Annotated in this window: 20 protein-coding genes; 7 read left to right on the forward strand and 13 right to left on the reverse strand. The window is 65.7% G+C overall.

What is annotated here, in order from left to right; translation table 11 throughout:
* Positions 1-67: 67 nt before the first annotated feature.
* Positions 68-1,051 carry an LD-carboxypeptidase gene (locus ATF69_RS22975; RefSeq protein WP_056067397.1) on the forward strand — a complete coding sequence of 328 codons (984 nt, stop codon included), beginning with the start codon at positions 68-70 and terminating at the stop codon, positions 1,049-1,051.
* Between the two features lie 91 nt (positions 1,052-1,142).
* On the opposite strand, the gene ATF69_RS22980 is transcribed toward ATF69_RS22975, so the two are convergent.
* Positions 1,143-1,502 (reverse strand): hypothetical protein, encoded by a 360-nt coding sequence (locus ATF69_RS22980; protein ID WP_108498163.1) that lies wholly within the window; start codon positions 1,500-1,502, stop codon positions 1,143-1,145.
* A gap of 400 nt (positions 1,503-1,902) precedes the next feature.
* Here ATF69_RS22980 and ATF69_RS22985 point away from each other — a divergent pair, with 400 nt between their 5' ends.
* The 3 genes from ATF69_RS22985 to ATF69_RS22995 all read left to right on the forward strand — a co-directional run bounded on the left by ATF69_RS22985 (position 1,903) and on the right by ATF69_RS22995 (position 6,529).
* On the forward strand, positions 1,903-2,832 hold the full coding sequence (locus tag ATF69_RS22985) for an adenylate/guanylate cyclase domain-containing protein (RefSeq protein ID WP_208758767.1): 930 nt from the start codon (positions 1,903-1,905) through the stop codon (positions 2,830-2,832).
* Between the two features lie 113 nt (positions 2,833-2,945).
* The gene (locus ATF69_RS22990; protein WP_146872402.1) at positions 2,946-5,498 is read left to right on the forward strand and encodes a penicillin acylase family protein; all 2,553 of its coding nucleotides are present in this window, start codon (positions 2,946-2,948) and stop codon (positions 5,496-5,498) included.
* Positions 5,499-5,515: 17 nt separating this feature from the next.
* Entirely contained in the window at positions 5,516-6,529 is a 1,014-nt protein-coding gene (locus ATF69_RS22995; protein WP_146872403.1) for an asparaginase, read from the forward strand.
* A gap of 97 nt (positions 6,530-6,626) precedes the next feature.
* Here the strand turns inward: ATF69_RS22995 and ATF69_RS23000 are convergent, their stop codons facing one another.
* Positions 6,627-7,244 (reverse strand): hypothetical protein, encoded by a 618-nt coding sequence (locus ATF69_RS23000; protein ID WP_146872404.1) that lies wholly within the window; start codon positions 7,242-7,244, stop codon positions 6,627-6,629.
* A 233-nt stretch (positions 7,245-7,477) separates the two neighbouring features.
* On the opposite strand from ATF69_RS23000, the gene ATF69_RS23450 reads away from it, so the two are divergent.
* Positions 7,478-8,206, forward strand: coding sequence for a hypothetical protein (locus ATF69_RS23450; RefSeq protein ID WP_116749577.1), 729 nt, complete (start codon positions 7,478-7,480; stop codon positions 8,204-8,206).
* Between the two features lie 36 nt (positions 8,207-8,242).
* On the opposite strand, the gene ATF69_RS23010 is transcribed toward ATF69_RS23450, so the two are convergent.
* The 5 genes from ATF69_RS23010 to ATF69_RS23030 all read right to left on the reverse strand — a co-directional run bounded on the left by ATF69_RS23010 (position 8,243) and on the right by ATF69_RS23030 (position 13,942).
* Positions 8,243-9,517: an acyl-CoA dehydrogenase family protein gene (locus ATF69_RS23010; protein WP_056067410.1), complete on the reverse strand. Its 1,275-nt coding sequence runs from the start codon at positions 9,515-9,517 to the stop codon at positions 8,243-8,245.
* A gap of 52 nt (positions 9,518-9,569) precedes the next feature.
* Positions 9,570-10,655, reverse strand: a complete 1,086-nt coding sequence (locus ATF69_RS23015) for a phosphotransferase (RefSeq protein WP_116749578.1) — start codon at positions 10,653-10,655, stop codon at positions 9,570-9,572.
* Positions 10,656-10,699: 44 nt separating this feature from the next.
* Positions 10,700-11,419, reverse strand: a complete 720-nt coding sequence (locus ATF69_RS23020) for a Crp/Fnr family transcriptional regulator (protein ID WP_015013747.1) — start codon at positions 11,417-11,419, stop codon at positions 10,700-10,702.
* 183 nt (positions 11,420-11,602) lie between these two features.
* Positions 11,603-12,382, reverse strand: a complete 780-nt coding sequence (locus tag ATF69_RS23025) for an oxepin-CoA hydrolase, alternative type (protein WP_146872405.1) — start codon at positions 12,380-12,382, stop codon at positions 11,603-11,605.
* 36 nt (positions 12,383-12,418) lie between these two features.
* Positions 12,419-13,942, reverse strand: a complete 1,524-nt coding sequence (locus ATF69_RS23030; RefSeq protein ID WP_146872406.1) for a 3-hydroxyacyl-CoA dehydrogenase — start codon at positions 13,940-13,942, stop codon at positions 12,419-12,421.
* 166 nt (positions 13,943-14,108) lie between these two features.
* Here ATF69_RS23030 and ATF69_RS23035 point away from each other — a divergent pair, with 166 nt between their 5' ends.
* On the forward strand, positions 14,109-16,226 hold the full coding sequence (locus ATF69_RS23035) for a hypothetical protein (RefSeq protein WP_244303798.1): 2,118 nt from the start codon (positions 14,109-14,111) through the stop codon (positions 16,224-16,226).
* A gap of 102 nt (positions 16,227-16,328) precedes the next feature.
* Here ATF69_RS23035 and ATF69_RS23040 read toward each other — a convergent pair whose 3' ends face one another.
* From ATF69_RS23040 to thiO, 4 genes are all read right to left on the reverse strand, one after another.
* Entirely contained in the window at positions 16,329-17,225 is an 897-nt protein-coding gene (locus ATF69_RS23040) for a thiamine phosphate synthase (protein ID WP_146872408.1), read from the reverse strand.
* A complete protein-coding gene (locus ATF69_RS23045) occupies positions 17,218-18,027 on the reverse strand; it encodes a thiazole synthase (protein ID WP_146872409.1) in 810 nt (269 codons plus the stop codon). Before ATF69_RS23045 ends, ATF69_RS23040 begins: the two co-directional genes overlap by 8 nt.
* Before the next feature lie 78 nt (positions 18,028-18,105).
* A complete protein-coding gene (gene thiS / locus ATF69_RS23050; protein WP_056067422.1) occupies positions 18,106-18,303 on the reverse strand; it encodes a sulfur carrier protein ThiS in 198 nt (65 codons plus the stop codon).
* Positions 18,300-19,433 carry a glycine oxidase ThiO gene (thiO, locus tag ATF69_RS23055; RefSeq protein ID WP_146872410.1) on the reverse strand — a complete coding sequence of 378 codons (1,134 nt, stop codon included), beginning with the start codon at positions 19,431-19,433 and terminating at the stop codon, positions 18,300-18,302. The genes thiS and thiO overlap by 4 nt, the downstream gene beginning before the upstream one ends.
* Before the next feature lie 534 nt (positions 19,434-19,967).
* On the opposite strand from thiO, the gene thiD reads away from it, so the two are divergent.
* On the forward strand, positions 19,968-20,843 hold the full coding sequence (gene thiD / locus ATF69_RS23065) for a bifunctional hydroxymethylpyrimidine kinase/phosphomethylpyrimidine kinase (protein WP_146872411.1): 876 nt from the start codon (positions 19,968-19,970) through the stop codon (positions 20,841-20,843).
* A gap of 81 nt (positions 20,844-20,924) precedes the next feature.
* Here the strand turns inward: thiD and ATF69_RS23070 are convergent, their stop codons facing one another.
* Both ATF69_RS23070 and ATF69_RS23125 read right to left on the reverse strand, forming a co-directional pair.
* The gene (locus ATF69_RS23070; protein WP_146872412.1) at positions 20,925-22,205 is read right to left on the reverse strand and encodes a purine-cytosine permease family protein; all 1,281 of its coding nucleotides are present in this window, start codon (positions 22,203-22,205) and stop codon (positions 20,925-20,927) included.
* A 471-nt stretch (positions 22,206-22,676) separates the two neighbouring features.
* Positions 22,677-22,931 (reverse strand): hypothetical protein (locus tag ATF69_RS23125; RefSeq protein ID WP_208758768.1); only part of this gene is annotated, 255 nt, incomplete at its 5' end.

Below are 22,931 nucleotides of genomic sequence, written 5' to 3' on the forward strand. Positions count from 1 at the left end.
CTTGACTGCATGGGGCAGCGGGCATCCCCCCTGTTTACGGAGCAGGCCCCACCCGGGCCTGAGCGCTTTGCACGACCACCATCACGATCCCTCGCAGTGCGACCACGACCACGGTCCCAAGCACATCTACATCTACTCGCCTTCCAGTGCAGTGCGCGACAAGGCCGCCTTCAAGCGGGGCATCGCCCGTCTCAAGGCCCAGGGCCATGAGGTGGAGGTAGATGTGGACGCGCTGGCCACACACACACGCTTTGCGGGCGACGACGCCACCCGGCTGGCCGCCATCCACCGTGCGGCGGCAAGTGGTGCCGATGTGGCGCTGATCTCGCGCGGGGGCTATGGCCTCACGCGCATCCTGCCGGGCATCCGCTACAAGGCGGTGGCCAAGGCCATCGAAAAGGGCACCCACTTCGTGGGCGTGAGCGACTTCACCGCCTTTCAGCTTGCCGTGCTGGCCAAAACCGGGGCCACCACCTGGGCGGGGCCGTCGCTGGGGGCCGACTTTGGCGTGGAGGGCGCGCCCGACGACATCATGGAAGCCTGCTTTGACGACCTGCTGACCGGCCACGGCGAGGGCACGGGCTGGCGCATGCACAAGGAAAAGCCCCATGCCACTACCGGCAAGCCTGCTGTGCCCAACGTCTATGTGAAAAGCGCCACCCTGTGGGGCGGCAACCTGGCGGTGCTGGCTTCGCTGGTCGGCACGCCGTACTTCCCGCAGGTCAAGGGTGGGGTGCTGTTTGTGGAGGATGTGCACGAACATCCCTACCGCGTTGAGCGCATGCTGACCCAGCTGCTGCACGCCGGTGTGCTGGCCCAGCAGAAAGCCGTGGTACTGGGGCAGTTCACCAACTTCAAGCTGGCGCCGCACGACAAGGGCTACAAGCTGCAGTCGGTGGTGGACTGGCTGCGCACCCAGATCAAGGCGCCCGTGCTGACCAACCTGCCGTTTGGGCATGTCGAGACCAAGGTGCTGCTGCCCGTGGGTGCAACGGTGTCGTTGTCGGTGGAAGAGCGTGATGCGCTGATCTATTGGGGCCACCAGCACTGAACAGGCGGCGCTAACCCGGGGCCGCTGCGTGGCACGCTGCCGGCGCAGCGCATTGACCGGCCCCGGCCGTCAAGGCTGCAATCTCAGGGTTTCAGAGGTGCGCGCGGGGTGCGTTGGGCATTTGTGGCACCCGCAGCGACAGCGGCAACTGCCCCTGGAACATCGGCGTCACCCGGTCCAGCACCGTCTGCGCGATGGCCTCGCCGCGCAGCAGGGTGAGCGTGTCGAGCAAATCGCTGCGCAGGTACCACAGCGCTTCAATGTCGCCCGCATAGCGCAGGCGCATGTTCATGCGCGCCACTTCGCAGCCGGTCAACCCCATCAGGCTGTGCAGCATGGCACGCCGCACCTCTTCCAGACCCTGGTCGCGCACCCAGGCCGTCGATGACGGCTTGTCACGACCGAGCAGGTCGTGCAGGTTGTTGCGGAGATTGGGCTTGTTCCAGCGCATGGACGGTGGGCTGTGCGATTTTTGTAACAGAGTCGATCAAAGTAAGCGGGAGTGAGGATTGACGCAAGGGTGACGCTCCTGTTTTTGCATAAAGACAACACGACGCCCCCGTTTGTTGCGAACTTTTACGCAATTCATCGCGAAGGCTTGCGGCGGCCTGACGCGAGGCAACCGGGTGAACAGGTGCGCTGCTCGGCGTGGGCTTTGCCGGGTCTTCAGGCACCCAACATGCGCGCCCTCTACGCCTACTGCCACCACCAGCGCCTGCAGTGAGGCCGCAAGTACTGGCGTGCGTGGCCCGCAAAGACCTTGGCGAAGGATTGTTGACGCTTTGATAGATGCGTCTTCGTTGAGCTTGCACTAAACTGGTTCACATGATGTTACTAATCGGCCATCGTTCATGAGTGTGTTGTCGACGGTGGTCTTCGCCGACATTTCGGGCAGCACCTCGTTGTATGAAACGCTGGGCAACGAGCGCGCCACCGAGGCGGTGACGCAGGTCACGCAGTGGATCAGTGACACCATCGAGGCGCATGCAGGCCGCGTGGTGAAGAAGCTGGGCGACGGGGTGTTGTGTGTGTTTGGTGATGCGGCCAGTGCCGTGACTGCCACCACCCACATGCTGCGCCAGCACCAGGCGCGTCTGGACCGGTGGCCGCAGCCGCTGCGCATGGACATCCGCGTGGGAGTGGCCAGTGGCGAGGTGGTCGATGTGGATGGCGACTGTTACGGCGATGCCGTCAATGTGGCCTCCCGCCTGTGCGAGCGCGCGGGCCCCGCCGAAATCTGGGCCACCGAGACGACTGTGCTGCTGGCGGGGGCCGCTGCCGATGTGTGGTACCGCAAGCTGGGCCTGATGGAAATCCGCGGCAAGGCCGAGCTGCAGATGCTCTACCAGGTGGAGTGGCGCGAGAACGAAGAGCCCGATTCGCTCACCATGCAGGCGGCGCTGGTCAGCAGTTTTGCTCCTGCCGATTCCATCCTGGGGCAGATCCAGTTTTCCTGGCATGGGGTGGACATGTCGTTCACTTCGTCGGATGCGCCCGTGCATGTGGGGCGCGCCAACCATGCCCAGCTGTGCATCAATGACCCCCGCGTTTCACGGCTGCATGCGCGCATCGACTGGCGCAACAGCGGCTTTGTGCTGACCGACATGAGCAGCTTCGGCACCTGGGTGCGGTTTGACGGCAGCAACTCGCCCGTGCGGCTGCGCCGCGATGCCTGCATCCTGCATGGCACGGGGCAGATTGCGCTGGGGGTTCCCTTTACCGAGTCCAGTGCTCCGATCATGAACTTTCAGGTCGCCGGCACCAGCGTTCATCTGGGCTGAGGCCGTCGGCTGCCGCCGACAGCTGTCACAGCGCGGCGGGCTCCCGGTCAGCGCGCAGCCCTTTCACTTCCGAACCCACACAAACAACCCAGAACAATCAGGAGACACGAGACATGGCGTGGATGAAGCGAACGGCCGTCGGGCTGGTGGTGGCGGCCTTGGTGGCTGGCACGGGGGCCGCCGTGTATGTACAGCGCAGCTTTGCGACACTGGATGGCAAGTTGGTCGTGAAGGGCCTGCGGCAGGCCGTGCAGGTGCAGCGCGATGGCGCAGACGTCACCCACATCCGCGCGCAGAGCCCGCAAGACGCCTGGTTTGCGATGGGCTACGTGCATGCGCAGGAGCGCACCTGGCAGCTGGAGTTCAACCGCCGCGTGATGCACGGCGAGCTGTCCGAAGTGTTTGGGCCGGCCACGCTGGAGACCGACAAGCTCATGCGCACGCTGGACATCATGGGCACGGCCAGGCGGCAGTACGCAGGCCTGCCGTTGTATGCCCAGGAGGCCCTGCAGGCGTACAGCCAGGGCATTCACGCCTTCCACCAGAACCGCCCCCAGGCGCTGCCGCCGGAGTTCCATATCCTGGGCGTTCAGCCGGGTGGGGCCACGGGCGCCATGTGGGAGCCCGAGGACAGCGTGGGCTGGGCGCTGATGATGGCGCTGGACCTGGGAGGCAACTGGGGCAACGAGTTTGCGCGGCTGTCCATTGCGAAAACGCTGGACACCGAGCGTTTGTGGCAACTGATGCCACCGTACCCGGGCGAGCGCCCCGCAGCCTCGGCTGACCTGGCCGCGTTGTACCGGCAGCTGGGGGTGTACCGGGCCACCGATGCCAGCGCTTCTGCTGCACCGGCGGCCGCCGCTGAACCGGTCGACCGGGGGGCTGCATCTGCCGCGCTGGGTGACGGGCCTTTGTCCCGCCAGATCAGTGCCGGCATGCTGGCCTGGGCTGACGAACTGACCCGCAACGCAGGTACCAACGAGGGCAAGGGCAGCAACAACTGGGTGCTGGCGGGCACCCGCACCGTCAGTGGCAAACCGCTGCTGGCCAACGACCCGCACCTGGGCCTGTCGGCACCCGCCATCTGGTACTTTGCGGGCTTGCAGGCTCCCGCAGGCCAGGCGTCTGACGGCACCCCCATGGGTGCTATCGACGCGGTGGGTGCCACCTTGCCCGGCATGCCCTTTGTGGTGCTGGGCCGTACGGACAAAGTGGCCTGGGGCTTCACCAACACGGGTCCCGATGTTCAGGACCTGTACCTGGAGCAGATCAACCCCGCTGATGCCTCGCAGTACCGCACGCCCGAAGGCTGGGCACCCTTCACGGTGCGCAACGAAACCATCCGTGTGAAAGGGCAGGCCGATGTCGCCCTGAAAGTGCGCAGCACCCGGCATGGCCCTGTGTTGAGCGACGCGCAGAAGTCGCATGCGGACGTGCTGGACCTCGGCAAATACGTGCTGGCGCTGCGCTGGAGCGCGCTCGATGCCGACAACCAGACGGTGCTGGCGGGCCTCCAGACCAACCAGGCGAAATCGGTGGACGCGTTGTTCGCGGCCCTGTCGCACTACCACTCGCCGATGCAGAACGTGGTGGCGGCCGATGACCAGGGCGATATCCGTTTCAAGGCCGCAGGCCGCGCACCCGTGCGAGACCCGGCCAACGACATCCGGGGCGTGGCGCCCTCACCGGGCTGGGATGCGCGGTACGACTGGAAGGGCTGGCTGCCGTATGACCAGACGCCCGAGGACAACGGCGCCCGGGGCTGGATTGCCACCGCCAACCAGCGGGTGACCGCGCCGGACTACCCCCACTACCTCACCCAAGACTGGGCCTTGCCCTACCGCTACGAACGCATTGCGCAGTTGATCGAGGCGACCGACAAGCACGATGCCGCGAGCATGCAGGCCATCCACCGCGATGTGACCTCGCTGGCCACGCGCAGGCTGCTGCCCTACCTGCAGCAGGCCAAGTCATCACACCCCCTGGCCGCAGCTGCGCAACAGCAGCTCCAAGGCTTTGACGGTGTGATGGATGCGGGCAAGGCTGCGCCCCTGGTGTTTGCCGCATGGACCGACGAGCTGGCGCGTGGCCTGATCGTGCCGCGCATCGGTGACGCGCGGTTTACCGCCACCTACGGCAAACGCGACTACCGGGCCGCGCTGGAGGGCATCCTGGAGCGCAACGACCCCTGGTGGTGCCAGCCGGCATCGTGTGCAGAGCAGTCGGCCGCAGCCCTGGGACGAGCGCTCGACCGGCTGCAGGCGGCCTACGGCGCAGACCCCGCGCAATGGCGCTGGGGTGCGGCGCACCCGGCACTCAGCGTGCACCGGCCATTTGGCAATGTGCCTGCACTGGCCCGCTTTTTTGACGTGAGCGAGCCATCGCATGGCGACGCCTACACCGTCAACGTGGGGCAGTACAACGCGGGCGAAGCCAAGGGGCCGTTTGTGAACCGCCACGCCGCATCGCTGCGCGCGGTGTACGACCTGGCCGACCTGGAGCAGTCGCGCTTCATCTACCAGACCGGACAAAGCGGCCTGGTGTTTTCGCCGCGTTACCGCGACATGAGCAGCACCTGGGCGCAGACGGGCTACCGCGCCCTGCAGCGCCAGCCCGCAAGCTGGGCCCATGAGCTGACGCTGGCCCCCGCACCGGCGGCGCAGTAGTCACGCTGGAGATCACCATGGGTTTTGTTCCGCTGATCGAGGTGACCCGGGGCGACCTCGCCGAATGCCAGCACTGGGGCGCCGTGGCGGTGGCCGACCGCCATGGCCGTGTGCTGGCACAGGTGGGCGACCCGTACACGGTCACGTTCACGCGCTCCACCATCAAGGCATTTCAGGCCCTGCCGTTCATGCAGTCTGGCGGCGCCCAGGCGCTGGGCTGGGGCGCGGGCGAACTGGCCCTGCTGTGCGCCAGCCACAACGGTGAGGCCATGCATGTCGAGCAGGTTGAGCACATGCTGGGCAGTGTGGGGCAGAGCTACCACGCCCTGCGCTGCGGCTGTCACCGGCCGCTGTTTGCCGAGCTGGAGCTGGGTTCGCTGCCAGAGGGTCTTGTGCCCGACGAACGCCACAACAACTGCAGCGGCAAACACGCGGGTTTTGTCGCCCATTGTGTGCGGCAGGGCTGGCCGCTTGACAACCATCTGGACCCTGCACACCCGTTGCAGCGGGCGATTCGTGAGCGGGTGGCGCAGGCAGTGGGGCTGGGGCCTGAGCAACTGGTCATGGGCATCGACGGCTGCTCCGCCCCCAACTACGCCATGCCGCTCGCGCACCTGGCCCGGGGCTATGCGCGCCTGGCGGGTGGGGCGCCCGACACGGATCTGGACCAGAGCCTGACCGCACTGGCCGATGCCATGGTGCAACGCCCGGAGCTGGGCTCCGGCACCGGTCGGCACGACCTGGATTTCATGCGGGCAGGGCGGGGCGACTGGGTCTCAAAGACCGGGGCCGACGGGGTGCAGGTGGTGGGCAGCCGCAGCCGTGGCGAGGCCTTTGCCCTCAAGATCATGGACGGCAACATGGTGGCGCAGGTGGCGGCTGCCGTGGAGGTTATGGACCAGCTGGGATGGCTGGATGCAGCCCAGCAGGAGGCCCTGGCGCCGCGCAGAAACGCTGTCATCCGCAACTCCAAGGGGCTGGTGGTGGGCGGCCGCCGGCCTGTGTTTCGCCTGCAGCGCGCAACGGCTTGAGTCTGGTTGGCGTGTGCGTGGCTACTGCCGGAAGCGGCAGCGCGTGAGCCCCAGCCGTACGGGGCAAGAAAATTGAATCAAATGGGCCGGTAGCGCACTATTCATATGCGCTGGCTGCTTCAAAAAATGTAGCAAAAGGCTCGGTGTCCGGCAGCACGTAGATCACCCCTGGTGCTCGCCCGAACCAAGGTGCGATGAACTGGTCGTAGAACGCGGCAGGTGCGTTAACGCAGCCGTAGCTGATGCGTTTGTCCCGCGCGCCGGGGCTTGCAAGACGCTGCAGGCGGTGCTCTGCGGCGCTCACGCTGCGCACCCGGTGCAGTGAGACGGCAGCGTCGTAGTCGATCCACACAATGTCATCACCCTGCAGGTTGCGGCCGGGCTCGGTCACAAAGCGGCCAGCAGGGGTGGTGCGTTCGTGCGGGCGGATGTGGGACAGAGGCTTGGCCCCGATGCCCGGGGCTGAGCGGTCACCCGCAGCGGCCCCCAGCAGCACGGGCGCGCTGCCGAGCCACTGGGCCTGTGCCGAAAATACGTGGATGCGCGCGGCAGGCTTGTCGATCACGGCAAACGGCAAGCCCTGGTGGTCGGCCGTCGCGGTGGACCAGCGCACCAGCTGGCGCACCCGGGCCGATGCATCGTCGGGCAGCGCCAGGGCGGTCCCCGGAGCGGCCAGCGCACCAGCCACGGTGATGAGGGCAAGTCTGCGGTCCATAGAGAAGAGCATGTGGGCTGTTCAGATCGCCAAAAGTGAATGCGGCGGGGTTGCTCCGGCGCGGTGCAGTGCCCATGCGCGTGGGCAGTGGCCGCACCAGCCGTTTGCCGCTTTGCCCTTCCGGCATGGTGAACCAGGTCACAGAAGGCGTTCCGCCGGTTTGCCGCAGCGGCCGATGCCCCCAATAATGCCTGCATCCGTGACTTCCGCGAAGCCTTGGGCTTCGAATCGCCATGTTTGACCGTCTTCGCAAAGCGCTGCATCTGCCCGGTGGCCCGAATGCCGCACGGCCCGTGTCCAACCAGGAGGTGGTGCGTTGGGCGGCCACCCAGCGCCTGGCGGTGGTGCCGCAGGCGGTGGACGGGCATTTTGACCTGGGGGGCGACCTGAATGGCCACCCGTGGCGGCTGGAATGCGGCAACCCCACGCGTGACTATGTGCGCGGCCTGGAGTTGCGGGGGCGCGCCGACCTGGGGGTGGACCCGGACGCGGCGGTGATGGTGCTCAACCGCCCCTTGCAGGAGTCCCTGGAGGGCAATGCCTACAACGCCATCACCGACACCCTGCAGACCACGGTGAATGCCAGCCTGCCCGAGGAAATGCGCTGGCTGGCGATGTTTGAAGAGGTGACCTGGCCGGGCCTGCCCGCCTCGTTTCGCCAGCACTTTGCGGTGGTGGCGGAGCGCATGGAGACCGCGCAGCGCTGGATCCATGCGCCGGTGGTGTCCCAGTTGCTCAACGTCGTGGAAGGTGAGGGCGGGGAGGTACGGGCGCAGTCGCCGCTGCTGTTGATGCTGGTACGCGGCAAGGTGTATCTGCGCATGGAGCACACGCAGCGCAGCCTGACGGAGATCGCCCAGGCCACGCAATTGCTGCTGGCGGCTGCCCAAGGGGCATTGCACAACCTGCCGCCCCCTGCGGCCGCAGGCGGGGCGACGGGAGACGCTGAAGACCCGCAGTAGAGCGTCTGCGGGTCCTGTGTCCTGTGCCGTGGAGCGTCAGCTACCGCGGGTCACCGGCACGGCGGCGTCCCGGCCATAGGTGCCGTACTTGCCCAGCTCCCACTTGGCAATGGCGTTGCGGTGCACTTCGTCCGGGCCGTCAGCAAAGCGCAGGGTGCGCGCACCGGCGTAGGCATAGGCGAGCGGGAAGTCGTCAGACATGCCGCCACCGCCGTGCACCTGCATGGCCCAGTCGATGACCTGGCAGGCCATGCTGGGGGCCACCACCTTGATCATGGCGATCTCGGTCTTGGCGACCTTGTTGCCAGCCACGTCCATCAGCCAGGCAGCCTTCAGGGTGAGCAGGCGGGCCATGTCGATCTTGCAGCGGGCCTCGGCAATGCGCTCCTGTGTCACGGTCTGCTGGGCCACGGTCTTGCCAAAGGCCACGCGTGACGATGCACGCTTGCACATCAGCTCCAGCGCACGTTCGGCCAGGCCAATGAGGCGCATGCAGTGGTGAATGCGTCCAGGGCCCAGGCGGCCCTGGGCGATCTCGAAGCCACGGCCTTCGCCCAGCAGGATGTTGGAGACGGGCACACGCACGTTTTCGAAGGTCATCTCGACGTGGCCGTGTGGGGCGTCGTCGTAGCCCAGAACATTGAGCGGACGAATGATCTTGATGCCAGGGGCGTCGGCGGGCACCAGCACCATGCTCTGCTGCGAATGGCGCGGGGCTTCGGGGTCGGTCTTGCCCATGGTGATGAACACGGCGCAGCGCGGGTCGGCGGCACCAGAGATCCACCACTTGCGGCCGTTGATCACGTACTCATCGCCCTGGCGCTCGATGCGGGTCTCGATGTTGGTGGCGTCGCTCGATGCCACATCGGGCTCGGTCATGGCGAAGGCCGAGCGGATCTTGCCTTCGAGCAGGGGCTTGAGCCAGCGGGCCTTGTTGGCTTCGTCGCCGTAGCGGGCAATGGTTTCCATGTTGCCGGTGTCGGGCGCGGAGCAGTTGAACACCTCGCTGGCCCATGGCACGCGGCCCATGATTTCGGCCAGCGGTGCGTATTCCTGGTTGGTCAGCCCGGCACCTGCATAGCCGGATGCTGCGGCGCTGTCGACCGGCAGGAACAGGTTCCACAACCCGGCGGCCTGGGCCTTGGGCTTGAGGTTTTCGATGGTGTTCAGCGCGCTCCAGCGCTTGCCTGCGACGGTGTTGGCGGCCAACTCATCCTTGTAGGCAGACTCGTTCGGATAGATGTGGTCATCCATGAACTGGAGCAGCTTAGCCTGCAGTTCCTTGGTTTTGGGCGAGTAGTCAAAGTCCATGGGTTTCTTCTCCGTTGGTAATCGTGGGCGGCGCTGGTGTTGCGTCGTGTGTTCAGCCGCGTTGCGCGAAGGACCAGGCCAGCTGGGCCATGGGTCGCGCGGTGTCGCCCGAGGCCTTGGCCTGGGCGCTGGAGGCCGTGCCAGCCTCTACCCGCTTGGCAATGCCCTGCAAAATGGCGGCGATGCGGAACATGTTGTAGGCGAGGTAGAAGTTCCAGTCGGCACGCAGCGCATCGGGGGTGGTGATGCCGGTGCGCTCGCAGTACAGGCGGATGTAGGTGTCTTCGTCGGGAATGCCCAGTGCGCCCAGGTCCAACCCCGCAATGCCACGACCCAGCGAGGCAGGAATGTGCCAGCTCATGCAGTGGTAGCTGAAGTCCGCCAGCGGATGGCCCAGTGTGGACAGCTCCCAGTCGAGCACGGCGATCACGCGGGGCTCGGTGGGATGGAACATCAGGTTGTCCAGGCGGTAGTCGCCGTGCACGATGGACACATGGCCCTCGTCCCGTGCGCTGGCGGGCATGTTGGCGGGCAACCATTCCATGAGGCGGTCCATCTCTTCGATGGGCTGCGTGATGGAGGCCACGTATTGCTTGCTCCAGCGGCCGATCTGGCGGTCAAAGTAGTTGCCGGGCTTGCCATAGTTGGCCAGGCCTCGGTCTGCAAATTTCACCGTGTGCAGCGCCGCGATCACCCGGTTCATCTCGTTGTAGATGTCACCGCGTTCAGCTGGCGTCATGCCGGGCAGGGACTGGTCCCACAGCACGCGGCCCTGCATGCACTCCATTACGTAGAAGGCACGCCCAATCACCGACTCGTCCTCGCACAGCACAAACATGCGCGGCACGGGAACGTCGGTGCCGTACAGGCCGCTCATCACCGCAAACTCGCGCTCGATGGCGTGTGCTGAAGGCAGCAGCTTGGCCACGGGCCCGGGCTTGGCTCGCATCACGTAGCTGGCGCCGGGGGTGATGAGCTTGTAGGTGGGGTTGGACTGCCCGCCCTTGAACATCTCTACCGTCAGCGGGCCCGCAAAGCCCTCCATGTTCCTGGAGAGCCATGCAGTCAGCGTTTCGAGGTCAAAGGCGTGCTGATCGGAAACAGGGCGGGTGCCGACGAAATGGTCAAAGTTGCTCATGGAGGCGGATGAAGGTTCTGGCTGTCAGTGATGGGGTAAGTGAGTCAGTTGTCGGCTTCAGCGATGCGCATCAGGGCTTCGCGGTCCCGCACCACCAGGCCGCCCGGCTCGATGCGGATGGCGTCTTCGCGTTCCATGGCCTTGAGTTCCTGGTTCACGCGTTGGCGCGAGGCACCCAGCAGTTGTGCCAGTTCTTCCTGCGCCAATTGCAGGCTGATCCGCATTTCGCTGCCGTCCGACAGGCTGGGCACGCCATAGCTGCGCACCAGATGCACCAGCTGCTTGGCCAGGCGCGATCGCAGGGGCAGCGTGTTGAGGTCTTCCACCAGCCCGAACAGCTGGCGAATCCGCCGCGCATGCAGGCGCAGCATCGCTTCGTACAGCTCGGTGTGCACGGCCAGGATCTTGCGAAAATCGGCCTTGGCCACACACAGGATCGTGGTGTCGCCGTGCGCGTAGGCGTCGTGTGTGCGCCGGTCCCCATCGAAGATCGCCACATCGCCGAACCAGATGCCCGGCTCCACATAGGTCAGCGTGATCTGCTTGCCCGAGATGGATGTGGAGCTCACCCGCACTGCACCGCGCGCGCAGGCAATCCACTCCTCGGGCGGGTCGCCGCGTGCGGCGATGAGGCCGCCGTCCTTGAAGCGTTTGACGTATGCACATCGCAGGATGTCGTGGCGTAGCGAAGGTGAGAGTGATGAAAACCAGCGACCGGAGTTGATCGCTTCACGTTCTTCGATAGTAAGAATCGGGTCGTCCATGGCCTGTCTTTTGGGTGACTAGAAACAGGCCCATTGTCGCGTCAGGGACCTGCGCAATGCGTCAGGGTTGTCACCTGCGTGTCTGCGCGTAGGCCAAAAGAAAACCCCCGGCGCTGGGTGGCAGCGTACCGGGGGTTGATGGGTCTGCGACGGTGGATGCGTCGAGGCGTTTGTGGTGCAGCGCTACTCGTAGCGGGGCACGCGCTTTTCCAGAAATGCGGAGATGCCTGCGCCGCCATTGGCGTGGTGCAGGTTCTTCACGAAGTGGTCGCGCTCATGGCCCAGGTGGTGTGTGAGCTGGGCATGGGGAGCTTCGTTCAGCAGCTCCTTGATACTGGCCAGTGCATTGGGTGCACGGGTATTGAGCTGCTCGGCCAGCGCCAGGGCGGTGTCGAGTGCATTGCCTGTTTCGGCAAGGCGGTTGACCAGGCCCAATGTGTGCAGGCGTTCTGCGCCGATGCGGTCCCCGCACATGAGGATCTCGGTGGCTATCTGGCGGGGCAGCGCGTGGGCCAGGCTCCAGCTGGCGCCGCCATCGGGCGACAGGGCCACGTTGCTGTAGGCCATCACAAACACGGCATTGCGGGCCGCCACGATGAAATCGCAGGCCAGTGCCAGCGAAAACCCTGCACCGGCTGCCGCGCCCTCCACGGCGGCGATCACCGGCTTAGGGTAGGTGCGGATGGTCTCGATCCAGTTGTGAAGGCCTTCAATGCTTTGTGCCTGCACCTGCGGCGCTTCCTGGCGGTTGGCCAGCAGGCGCTGCAGATTGCCGCCCGAGCAGAACATGCCATCGGCGCCCGTGATGACTACGCTGCGGATGTCAGGGCTGCTTTCGGCCACGCCCAGTGCTTCCACGCCCGCGGCATACATCACCGGGTCGATGGCATTGCGCCGCTCGGGGTTGCGAAGGGTCAGGATCAGGGTCTGGCCCTGGCTGGTGCTCTGGAGTTCTGCGGGCATGGTGGTCTTCAGTGAGGCGGCCGTGGTGCTTGGCAATCAGTCTTCTTCGACATGGCTCAGGCTCAGGCCAATCGCACCCCTTCGGCGCAGCCATGGGCTGGGGCGGTAGCGCGTGTCGCCATACACAGTCTGCATGTTGAACAACACTTCCAGGATGTTGGTGGGGCCCCAGCGGTCGCCCATGGCCAGGGGGCCCAGCGGGTAGCCCAGGCCCAGGGTCACGGCGGTCTCAAGATCCTTGGGGGTGCAAATGCCTTGCTGGCAGATATCGCTGGCGATGTTCACGATGGTGGCCACCACGCGCTGCGTGACGAAACCACCGCTGTCACGGATCACACTGACAGCCTTGCCGTCGCGCGCAAACAGCGCATGCGCCGCGTTGCGGATGTCAACGCGCGTGGCGGGGTTGGTGGCCAGCACGCGGCGCTTGGTCGCGGCGTCATCGATGAGCATGTCGATGCCGATCGTGCGGGCTGGGTCCAGCCGCTCCACCACGGCGACGGTGGTCACGTCAAAGCCCAGCGGGGCAACCAGCGTGATGGCCTGGGGGGAGGGGGATTGGCCGGTCTCGATGGTGGCCCCCAGGTCCTTGAGCAATTGGTACAGCTCGGCCCGGCGTGAAGCGCGCGGGGACACCCACACGGGCGGAATGTCGTTGACCACGGGGGCAGGCGCCTCGGCAGGCACCTGCGCTGTGCCCTCCACGTAGCGATAGAAGCCTTCGCCCACCTTCTTGCCCACCACGCCCCCCGCCAGACGCTGCGCGGTGATCACGCTGGGGCGGAAACGTGGTTCATCGTAGTACTGGCGGTAGATGGACTCCATGACCGGGTGCGACACGTCCAGCGCCGTCAGGTCCATCAACTCGAAGGGCCCCAGCTTGAAGCCGACCTGGTCGCGCAGGATGCGGTCGATGGTGGCGAAATCGGCCACGCCTTCGCCCACGATGCGCAGGGCCTCCGTACCGAAGCCGCGCCCCGCGTGGTTCACGATGAAGCCAGGGGTGTCCTGCGCCTGTACAGGGGTATGGCCCATTTCCTTGGCATACGCGGCCAGCGCAGTGCAGATCGCTGGATCTGTCTTGAGGCCCGCGATCACCTCCACCACCTTCATCAAAGGGACGGGGTTGAAGAAGTGGAACCCGGCCAGGCGTTCGGGGCGCTTGAGGACTGCGCCAATGGCCGTCACGGACAGAGAGGACGTGTTGGTGGCCAGCACCGCATCGGCGCGCACCACCCCTTCCAGTTCGACGAAGAGGGCCTGTTTGGCATCCAGCCGCTCCACGATGGCTTCCACCACCAGATCGCAGGCCGCCAGGTCTGCCGCTGTTTTGACGGGGTGCAGCCGCGCGGTCAGCGCTGTGGCTTGGTCCGCTTCGATCCGGCCCTTGGCGACCAGCTTGTTCCATTGCTCCTGCAGGGCGGCCCGTGCGGCGTCGGCGGCTCCGGGGCTGGCGTCCAGCAGAAAAACCTGACTGCCAGCCTGGGCAGCAATTTGTGCGATGCCTCGGCCCATGGCACCGGTACCCACGATGGCGATGTTGGGAAACTGAATTTTCATAGCGGCATTATGGCTCTGGCCTTATCTGGGTCTTATGTGCAAGAATCCTCCGGACCGAAAAACAGAATTGATTGTGAAAATCCGTAACACCGTTTTTGGACCAGGATTGTGGGCGCTTGCAGCCGGTGCTTCGGCGCTGTCCCTGGGCAATGGTAGTGGTACGGTCGTGTTGGGTGCCCCGGTCGATCTCTCGTTCGAGTTACAGCCCGACCCGGGCACGGATGTCGCATCGTCCTGCGTTACGGCCAAGCTGGTGGCAGGCGACAACGCCATCAGTGACAACAAGGTGCGCGTGGTCCCATTGCCCGAGGTGCGTGGGCGTCCTTCAGGGGTCCGCGTGCTGGCCTCGGTATCGCTGGATGAACCGGTTCTCACCGTGACCCTGACCGCAGGGTGCAACGGAAAAACCACGCGCAGCTACACCTTCCTCTCGGATTTGCCGACCACCGTCACCCGGTCCGCCTCTGCATCCCCGGTGGACTTGGCGCGGCTTCCTGCAGCAACCCCCAGCGCAGCTTCAGAGTCACAGCGTTCGCCTTCACAGGGCAGTGGCAGTGCATCTGCGGCTGCCGCCGGTGCGATGCAGGCCACCAGGCCCCGTGACAAGGCGCCTGCACTGGCAAGGGCCTCGGGCTCGCCCTCCGCTGAGAGCCGCCCTCCCGGCTCTCCAGCTGCCGCACGGCCTTCCGCGCGTGTGGGCACGGCAGCACCTGGCAAGTCGGTGGTGGCCGCTGCACCTGCAGCGCGCTCGCGTTTGGTGGTTGAGCCCCTGGATACCTGGCTGGACAGTCCTGTGGCGTTGCGCTCTACCGCGCAGCTACCCACGGCGCCTTCTGAAGAGATGTCGGCCCTGCGCACCCAGGCCGCCGCGTTGTGGAGGTCGTTGAACGCGCAGCCGGAAGAATTGCAAAAAGACGGCGAACGGTTGAAGGCGCTGGAATCAGACACCGCCGCATTGCGAGCACAGGCCGCCAAGGACCGTGCAGCCGCTGGCCAGTTGCAGCAGCAGCTGGAGGCGATGGAACAGGAGCGTTTTCCTGCGACGGTGGTATATGCCTTGGGCGGTCTGCTGGCCTTGGCCTTGGCGGGGGTGGCATGGATGTGGTCGCGGATGCGCAGCGCCTCTGACAAGGCAGTGCGTTCGTGGCGCGATTCTGTGGCCTTGGGCGCACGTGGCGATGCAGCATCGGCGCATGAAGAAGCGGTCAGTCTTACCCCCCATCCCGGCGACACGTGGCTGCCGTCGGAAACCCAGCCTCATGCCGTCGCGGCGAATCCCGAGTCCGGTGCCATGCCCCTGCGCAAGGCAGCCCCTGCGGCCGTGGAGCCACGCTTCGTAGCGACCAGCCCGGCGGCGAGTGCTCCCGCTCCCTTGCAGGCGAAGTCGGTTTCCGCGCCGGCCGCCGCCTCGGTAGCGCCCCACATCGTCAACCCTGAAGAGCTGTTTGACATCCAGCAGCAGGCTGAATTTTTTGTCTCGGTGGGCGAGCACCAGCAGGCCATCGAGGTGCTGAAGAATCACATTGCCGAGCACCGCCAGACCTCGCCCTTGGCCTACCTGGAGCTATTGCGGCTGTACCACACGCTCAGTCGTGTGGATGAGTTTGCGCAGCTGCGAACGCAGTTCATGCAGTCCTTCAACGCGCAAGTGCCGGAGTTTGCGGGCTTTCACCGCACGGGCCGCATGCTGTACCACTACACCGACGCACTCGCCGAGATCGAGGCCGAGTGGACAACGCCTGCGGTGCTGGGCTTGTTGGAGAAATTCCTGTTCCGCCGCACGGGCGCTGAAGCGGTGGAGCCGTTTGATCTGGCGGCCTATGACGATCTTTTGCTGCTGCTGGCGATTGCACAGACCACGCCCGCCAGCGCGCGTGGTGCAGCGCCCCCGCGCAAGCGGACGACGCCCCTGGCACCGCCCCGGTCCGAGACCCTGGTGGCACCTGCAGCTCCTGCACCGGTGGCGCTGCACGACGACCAGCCGCTTGATTCACTGGCCGCCAGCCTGGAGTTCGAGTTCGCGATGAAGGCCCAGCAGGAGCCCGAGCCCGTGCGCTCTGCAGCCACTCCCTCCAGGCCCGCAGCGGCAGTAGGCGAGGATTCGCGTGGCATTCCGCTCGACCTGGATCTGTCGGACCCACCCCACCTCACGCTCAGCGATCTGCCCCCGGTGCCCGTGACGGCGCCGCCGCCAGCGGGCCAGCCGGTCGGCTTTGGCATGGAGAACGATCTCATGGAGCTCCGCCTTGAGCTGGAGCAGATGAAGAAGCCCGACAACAAGTAGCGAGCAGGCGACCAATCGGCCACCCGGCGACTATCCAGGGGGCGCTGCGATGGTCGTGAGGGATGCGCGATAGCCGCCGTGGCCGCTATCGCCACCCGGCCGTCACCGCATCAGCGCCATCAGCTCTGCGGCCGATGCTTCAGGGTCCGGTGCGTTGACCAAGGCCCGCACCACGGCCACGGAACCCACGCCAGTGGCCAGTACCGTGGGGAACTGCTCGGCGCTGATCCCCCCAATCGCCACCTGTGGGTAGTCCCGCATCAGCCGCGCATACACGCCCAGCCTGCCCACGCCCTGGGGAGCGGTGGCCATTTTTTTCAAGGTCGTGGGGAACACGGCACCCATAGCGATATAGCTGGGCCCCACGGCGTCGGCACGCACCATTTCGGCATACCCATGGGTGCTCACGCCCAGGCGCAGGCCCGAGCGATGAAGCGTTTGCAGTTCCTCGGCGGTGAGTGCGTCCAGGTCTTCCTGGCCCAGATGAATACCGTAGGCGCCAGCTTCGATGGCGTCCCGCCAGTGGTCGTTGATGAACAACAGCGCGCCCGTGCCTTGCACCGCCTGGACGGCGGCCTGAACTTCGGTCCGGATGGCCTGGGCGTCGTCCGACTTGAAGCGCAATTGCACCGTGGGCAGCCCGGCACGTGCCATGCGGCCCACCCACTGGGCGTCGGGCAGTACGGCATACAAGCCCAAATGCTCCGGGCACGCTGCGAACTGATGGGCGCGTGGAAGGCGCTGCAGGCCAAAGTCCTGGGGCTCGTCCGGCCATTGCTCGGGCTGTGCACTGCCAGTGCGCAGCGCGCGCGCCTGCCAGGCGCGGGCCAGGCATTCGGCGTCATGGGCGATGAAGCCCAACTGACTGCAGGCCTGTAGCGCGGCGAGGTAGACAGGGTCCTGCAACGTGGGGGTTGGCACGGGCTCGGGCGCAAACCCCGCAAAGGTGGCCGCGTGGTGGCTCAGGATGGCCTGCGCCAGGGTGGTGGTGTCATGCATGGGCGTGGTGCCAGAAAGGGGTGCCCAGCACGGGGGTGCTGGGCTGGGCGGCGTCTTGTGCGTCCATGGCACCGGCCAGGCGGGCTGCGCGCCCGGCGCTGACGGCATCGGCAAATGCACCGGCCATGGCCACGGGGTCTTGTGCCAGGGCCACGGCGGTGTTCAGCAGCACGCCGTCATAGCCCCATTCCATGACCTGGCAGGCGTGCGAGGGCAGGCCCAACCCGGCATCCACCAGCATGGGCACGTTCAGGCGCTCGCGCAGCGTTTGCAGCGCATAAGGGTTGACCGGGCCGCGCCCGGTGCCGATGGGCGCGGCCCAGGGCATCACGGCCTGGCAGCCCACGTCCACCAGGCGCTGACACAGCACCAGGTCTTCGGTGCAGTAGGGCAGCACCTGAAAGCCTTCCTTGATGAGGTGTTCGGCCACGCCCACCAGGTTCAGCGTGTCCGGCTGCAGGGTGTAGTCATCGCCGATCAGCTCCAGTTTGATCCAGGGGGTGTTGAACACCTCACGCGCCATCTGGGCGGTGGTGATGGCCTCTTGCGCGCTGTGGCAGCCGGCAGTATTGGGCAGCACGGGCACGTTGAGCTTGCGCAGCAGATCCCAGAAGCTGCTGCCGCTTTCGGCCGGGTTGCTGCCCTGGCGGCGCAGTGAGGCAGTGACCATGGCGGGCTTGGCGCGTTGCACAGCGGCTTCGAGCACGGCGGGCGATGGGTAGCGCGACGTGCCCAGCAGCAGGCGGCTGGCGAACGTCTGGCCGTACAGCACCAGCGGGTCTTGGGGCGTCGGAGTGGTCATTGGTTTACTATGGTTTTTGTAGCTGCTGGTGCATGATTTATAAGCGCTTGCAGCTCTTTTGATTGAATTTTGGCTGGCTCAGCCGCCCGTGACCGGCGAGATGATCTCCACACGGTCGCCAGGCTGCAGCGCATGGGCGGCGTAGCGGGTGTTGGGCACAAAAGTGGTGTTGACCGCCACGGCAAACGGGGGGCGCGCTTCGATGGCGGCCACGGCATCGGCCACGGTGGCGCCTTCGGGCAGTTCGTGCGGGATTTGGTTGATCGAGATGTTCATGCAAATGCGGGGGCTGCAACGCCGGTCGGGGCGGGTGCGGCTGGCTCCAGTTCCAGCCGGAGGTCAAAACGTTCGGACAGGGTCGATTGTCCCGTGTTCAGCACCTCCAGGGTCACATCCAGCATGGCGGGCGAGATCATGAAGCCGTGGCGGTACAGACCGTTGATCTCCAGCACGCCCGGGCGGGTCTGGCGGATGGCGGGCAGGTTGTCGGGCAGCGTGGGGCGGCACTGCGTGGCCAGCTCGATGATGCGGCCTTCGCCAAAGCCGGGGTGCACCGCATAGGCGGCGCTCAGTAGTTCCAGGGTGGAGCGAACACTGGCCGGGGAGCGGTCGTCGGACTCGATCTCGGTCGCGCCAATGACAAACAGATGGTCTTCCTTGGGCGCAATGTAGATGGGGTAGCGCGGGTGCACCAGCCGGGTGGGGCGCTGCAGCGTGACGTCGGGCGCATGGATGCGCACCACTTCGCCACGCACGCCGCGCAAGGTACTCCACTGGCCCTTGGCGCCCAGGCCCCGGCAGTCCAGCACCCGGTCAGGCTGGCCGGGTGCGCCGGGCGTAAAGGCTTCGGGCGACTGGGGCGTGTGCCAGTGCATGCGTACTCCCAGGCGCTCCATTTCCACCACCAGGGCGGCCAGCAACTGGCGATTGTCCAGCTGGCCCTCGCCGGGCAGGTACAGGCCCTGGTTGAAGCGGTGCGCAAGGGCGGGCTCCACCTGCTCCAGGGCGCCACTGTCGAGCTTTTGCAGGGTGGGCAGCTCGGGCAGGCCGCGCTGGTTGTTTTCGAGCTGGCGGGTGAAACGCTGGGCTTCGGCCGCGTCCTGGCGGTGCCACACGATCAACGTGCCGGCCTGCTGGAAAAACACAGGCTCTGACAAGGTTGCCAGCAACTCGGGCCAACGGGTCAACGCGTGGTGGCCCATGCGCACCACGCCGGGTTCGGTGATCGCAGACTCTGCCAGCGGGGCCAGCATGGCCGCAGCCACGGTGGCGGCCGAGTTTTCGGCGGCGGGGCTGCCCGCGTCGTAGATGTCTACACGGTGCCCAAGGCGCGCAAGCTCCACAGCCAGCAGACGACCCATGAGCCCTGCGCCCAGGATGGCAAAGGAAGAAGGTTGAAGTGACATAGCTCCGTCAGTGTGTCCATGTAGTGGCAAGCAGCCATGGACAAAACGGGGTCACCGTTGATGGAAACTCCCCACGCCAGCATGACCTGGATCGGGTAGCGGGGCTGCTGCGTGTGCCGCAGTGCACAGGGTTCTGTGCGTGCCCCAGGGTATTTCTCAGTCGCGTGCCAAGAGCCGGTTCCAAGTCTTTTTGGAGTTGCACAAGTACCTTGCCGGGAAGGGGTGCTAGGCGCGGTGCGCAGTTGATAGCTCGGCTATCAACAAGCGCCGCAACGCCGCAGACCTCCCGGCAAGGCACTTGCCCGAAGGGTTGGAGTGAAATCGGGCGATTGGACGCCCCGGCTGCTTGCATGGGCATGAGCCCATGCAGCGCACCCGAAGCATTCACTCATCCCGATTGCACTCCAATGCAGTCTCCAAAAAGACTTGGAACCGGCTCTAGGGTGGGACACCCCTGTTTCGTCCGGAAAATGAATTACAGCACATCCCCCATGCGCCCCGTTTTGACGTGGCGCATAGGCCATAATTTTTGCCATGATTTCACCGACGATCTCCTTGCCCTCCACGGGCCACCGCTACGCACGCGTGCTCTCCATTGCCGGGTCTGACAGCGGCGGCGGCGCGGGCATCCAAGCCGATCTCAAAACCTTCAGTGCCCTGGGCTGCTATGGCATGACAGCCATCACCGCCATCACGGCCCAGAACACCTGTGGGGTGACAGGCATCCACGGCATTCCGCCCGAGATGCTCAAGGCCCAGATCGATGCGGTGGTGCAGGACATTGGCGTGGACGCCGTCAAGATCGGCATGCTGCACTCACCGGACGTGGTACACGTGGTGGCAGAAGCCATTCGGACCTATCAGCTGCCGCACGTGGTGCTGGACCCGGTGATGGTGGCCACCAGTGGCGATCGGCTGATTGCCCAGGAGACGGTGGCCGTGCTGGTCCAGGAGCTGTTTCCGCTGGCCGAAGTGGTCACGCCCAACCTGGACGAGGCCGGATGGCTGCTGGGGCGCAGCATCGAGGGCGTGGAGGCGCTGGAGCTGGCCGCGCAAGACCTGCTGCGACTGGGCGCCCGCGCCGCGCTGCTCAAGGGCGGGCACCTTCCGGGCGATTGGGTGGTGGATGTGCTGGCCGTGCAAGGCGGGGAACACGCACAAGGACAGGGCCACCGGTTGCAGTCACAACGCATTGCCACCCACAACGGGCATGGCACCGGGTGCACCCTGTCGTCAGCGATTGCCGCGCAGCTGGCACTGGGCCAGCCGCTGCAGCAGGCCGTGGAGCAGGCACGGGCCTACATCCTGGGGGCCATTGCTGCCGGCGCGGATGTCACCACCGGCCACGGCCATGGTCCCCTGAACCACGGCTACGCGCCCTTGGCGCAGCGGGTGTTTCAGGCACTGTAGAGCGATTTTTTGGGTGTTTTGAGGCTCAGGCGCTAGTCAATCATGCGCTGAGCGCTCATCTTTTGATAGTGACTGGTTAATTCAGTGCGCCTTGGGCCTCGTGGCCCAGGCGAGCACAAAGCTGAACACCAGTGCGGGCAGGGCAGAGCCCGCATCGGGCAGCGCCTTGGGTGCCAGGTGGTACACCGCGATGCCCGCCAGCCAGATGGCCACGGGCACCGCATTCACCTTGCGCGCAACCGCCAGCAGGGCGGGCGCATCGGTGCCGAAGGCCAGGCGCCCCAGAATCACGCCAAACAGCGGCACAAACACCGAGCTGAGCAGCAGCAAGAACGGCTCCAGGCTGTGCATGGGTAGCACCAGTGCCAGCCCGGTGCACAGCGCGGCCACCAGCAGGCCCCAGGCGCGCACGCCCCAGCGCGGCAGCAGGCTGTGGGCCGACACGGCGCCCGAATAGGCGTCACCATAGGCGTTGTCCACCTCGTCGATCAGGATCAGCGACAGCGCAATCAGCCCGCCCTGGGCCAGCAGCAGCGCCTGCACCAAGTCCTGGCTGGGCAAGGTCAGCGCCACCAGCACCCCCAGGCTGTAGCACCAGATATTGGCCAGCGCATAGCCCAGCCAGGTGCCGCGCAGTGCCGAGCCGCCGTTCTTGCCATGGCGTGCGTAGTCGGCCACCAGCGGCAGCCACGAGATGGGCATGGCGATCACCAGGTCCAGCGCGGGCAGCACGCCCATGCCTCCGTCGCCCTTGCGTGTCCACAGCACTTCAAAACCTTGGGTTTGCGCCAGCGACAGAAACTGCCACGACAGCCACAGCAGCGACAACACCACCAGCGGCAGGGCAATGCGCGCAATCAGCTTGCGCACCAGCTGCACCATCGATCCGCTGATCAGCAGCATCACCACGCCGCCCCACAGCAGCGTCGCCAGCACCGGCCAGTGGGCACCGGCCATGGTGCCCGACTGCTGGCCGATGGCCACGGTGGCATCGCACATCACCACCAGCTCGAATGTGCCCCAGCCCACCAGCTGCACGATGTTCAGGATGATGGGCAGGCTGGCAAACGTGCGGCCGTACACGGCGTGCATCAGGCCGGCGCTGGCCAGGCCGCTGTCGCAGCCCAGCTTGGCCACCCAGCCCAGCAGGCCCGCGCCCACGATGGAACCGGCGACGATGGCGACGAGTGCCTCTTTGGTGCCCAGCGCAGGCATCAGGTAGGCGCCCACCTGCATGACCAGCAGGCCCACGCCCAGGCTGAACCAGAGCGAGGCGTGGTCATGCCACTGGAAGACGCGGCGATCGGGGGAGACGGGAGCCAGCGCTTCGTTGGTGGCGTGCGTGGCAGGCGATGAGGACATGGAATGGCTCCGTAAGCAGATACAGAGCAGGGGCCGCCCACCAGTGCGCCCTGACGTGTTCAGGGCCGTGCCATGGCGGACTTGCTTCCCTGCGCGAGGATGATCTCAAGCCTGCAAAGTAGAACAATGCAGGCAACAGGTTCGAAGGGTTTGATCTCAGCCCAGCAACGAATTTATTGCGGGACACCCCCAGCGATATGGTTGGATTCTAGTTAAACAGGGTTGAGTGAGGTCAACGAGCTGTTTCACAAGTGGCGCAGTTCATTTCCTTCATGGGTGCGAATGGCGCCTTGAGGCAGCGGTGACTGTCTAGAGCGGGCCCGCTCGCGTCCCCCGCCGTGGGGCAGAATCCGGCCAGGAGCAGTCGGTCACCGCAAATGAAAGCAGACACTCAACATCAAGGCGACCGGCGGGTGGGAAGCCAGCGCGCAATGCAAATGGGAGTACTGGCACTTTGAGTCGAACAACTTGTTAGCGCTCATCGCCCCGCTCAACCTTGACTGCTGACATCAGCAGATATACCGATGAAGTTGCGATGATGAAAGGTGGGGCAACGAAACCGATGAAGAGGAATGCAGCAGGAACACACAGCAGCAGCGAAATACCTGTCTTCATCAAGTTCTTCTGAGTTGCCATCCCGTAAGCGATCACTCCGGGATCCTTCGAGTTTCGGCACACCCAAGCAAGTACCAGTAGTAGCAGCAAGTAAAGTGGGCCACTGAACAT

The sequence above is a fragment of the Acidovorax delafieldii genome (assembly GCF_007993815.1).
GTDB classification, from domain to species: Bacteria; Pseudomonadota; Gammaproteobacteria; order Burkholderiales; family Burkholderiaceae_C; genus Acidovorax; species Acidovorax delafieldii.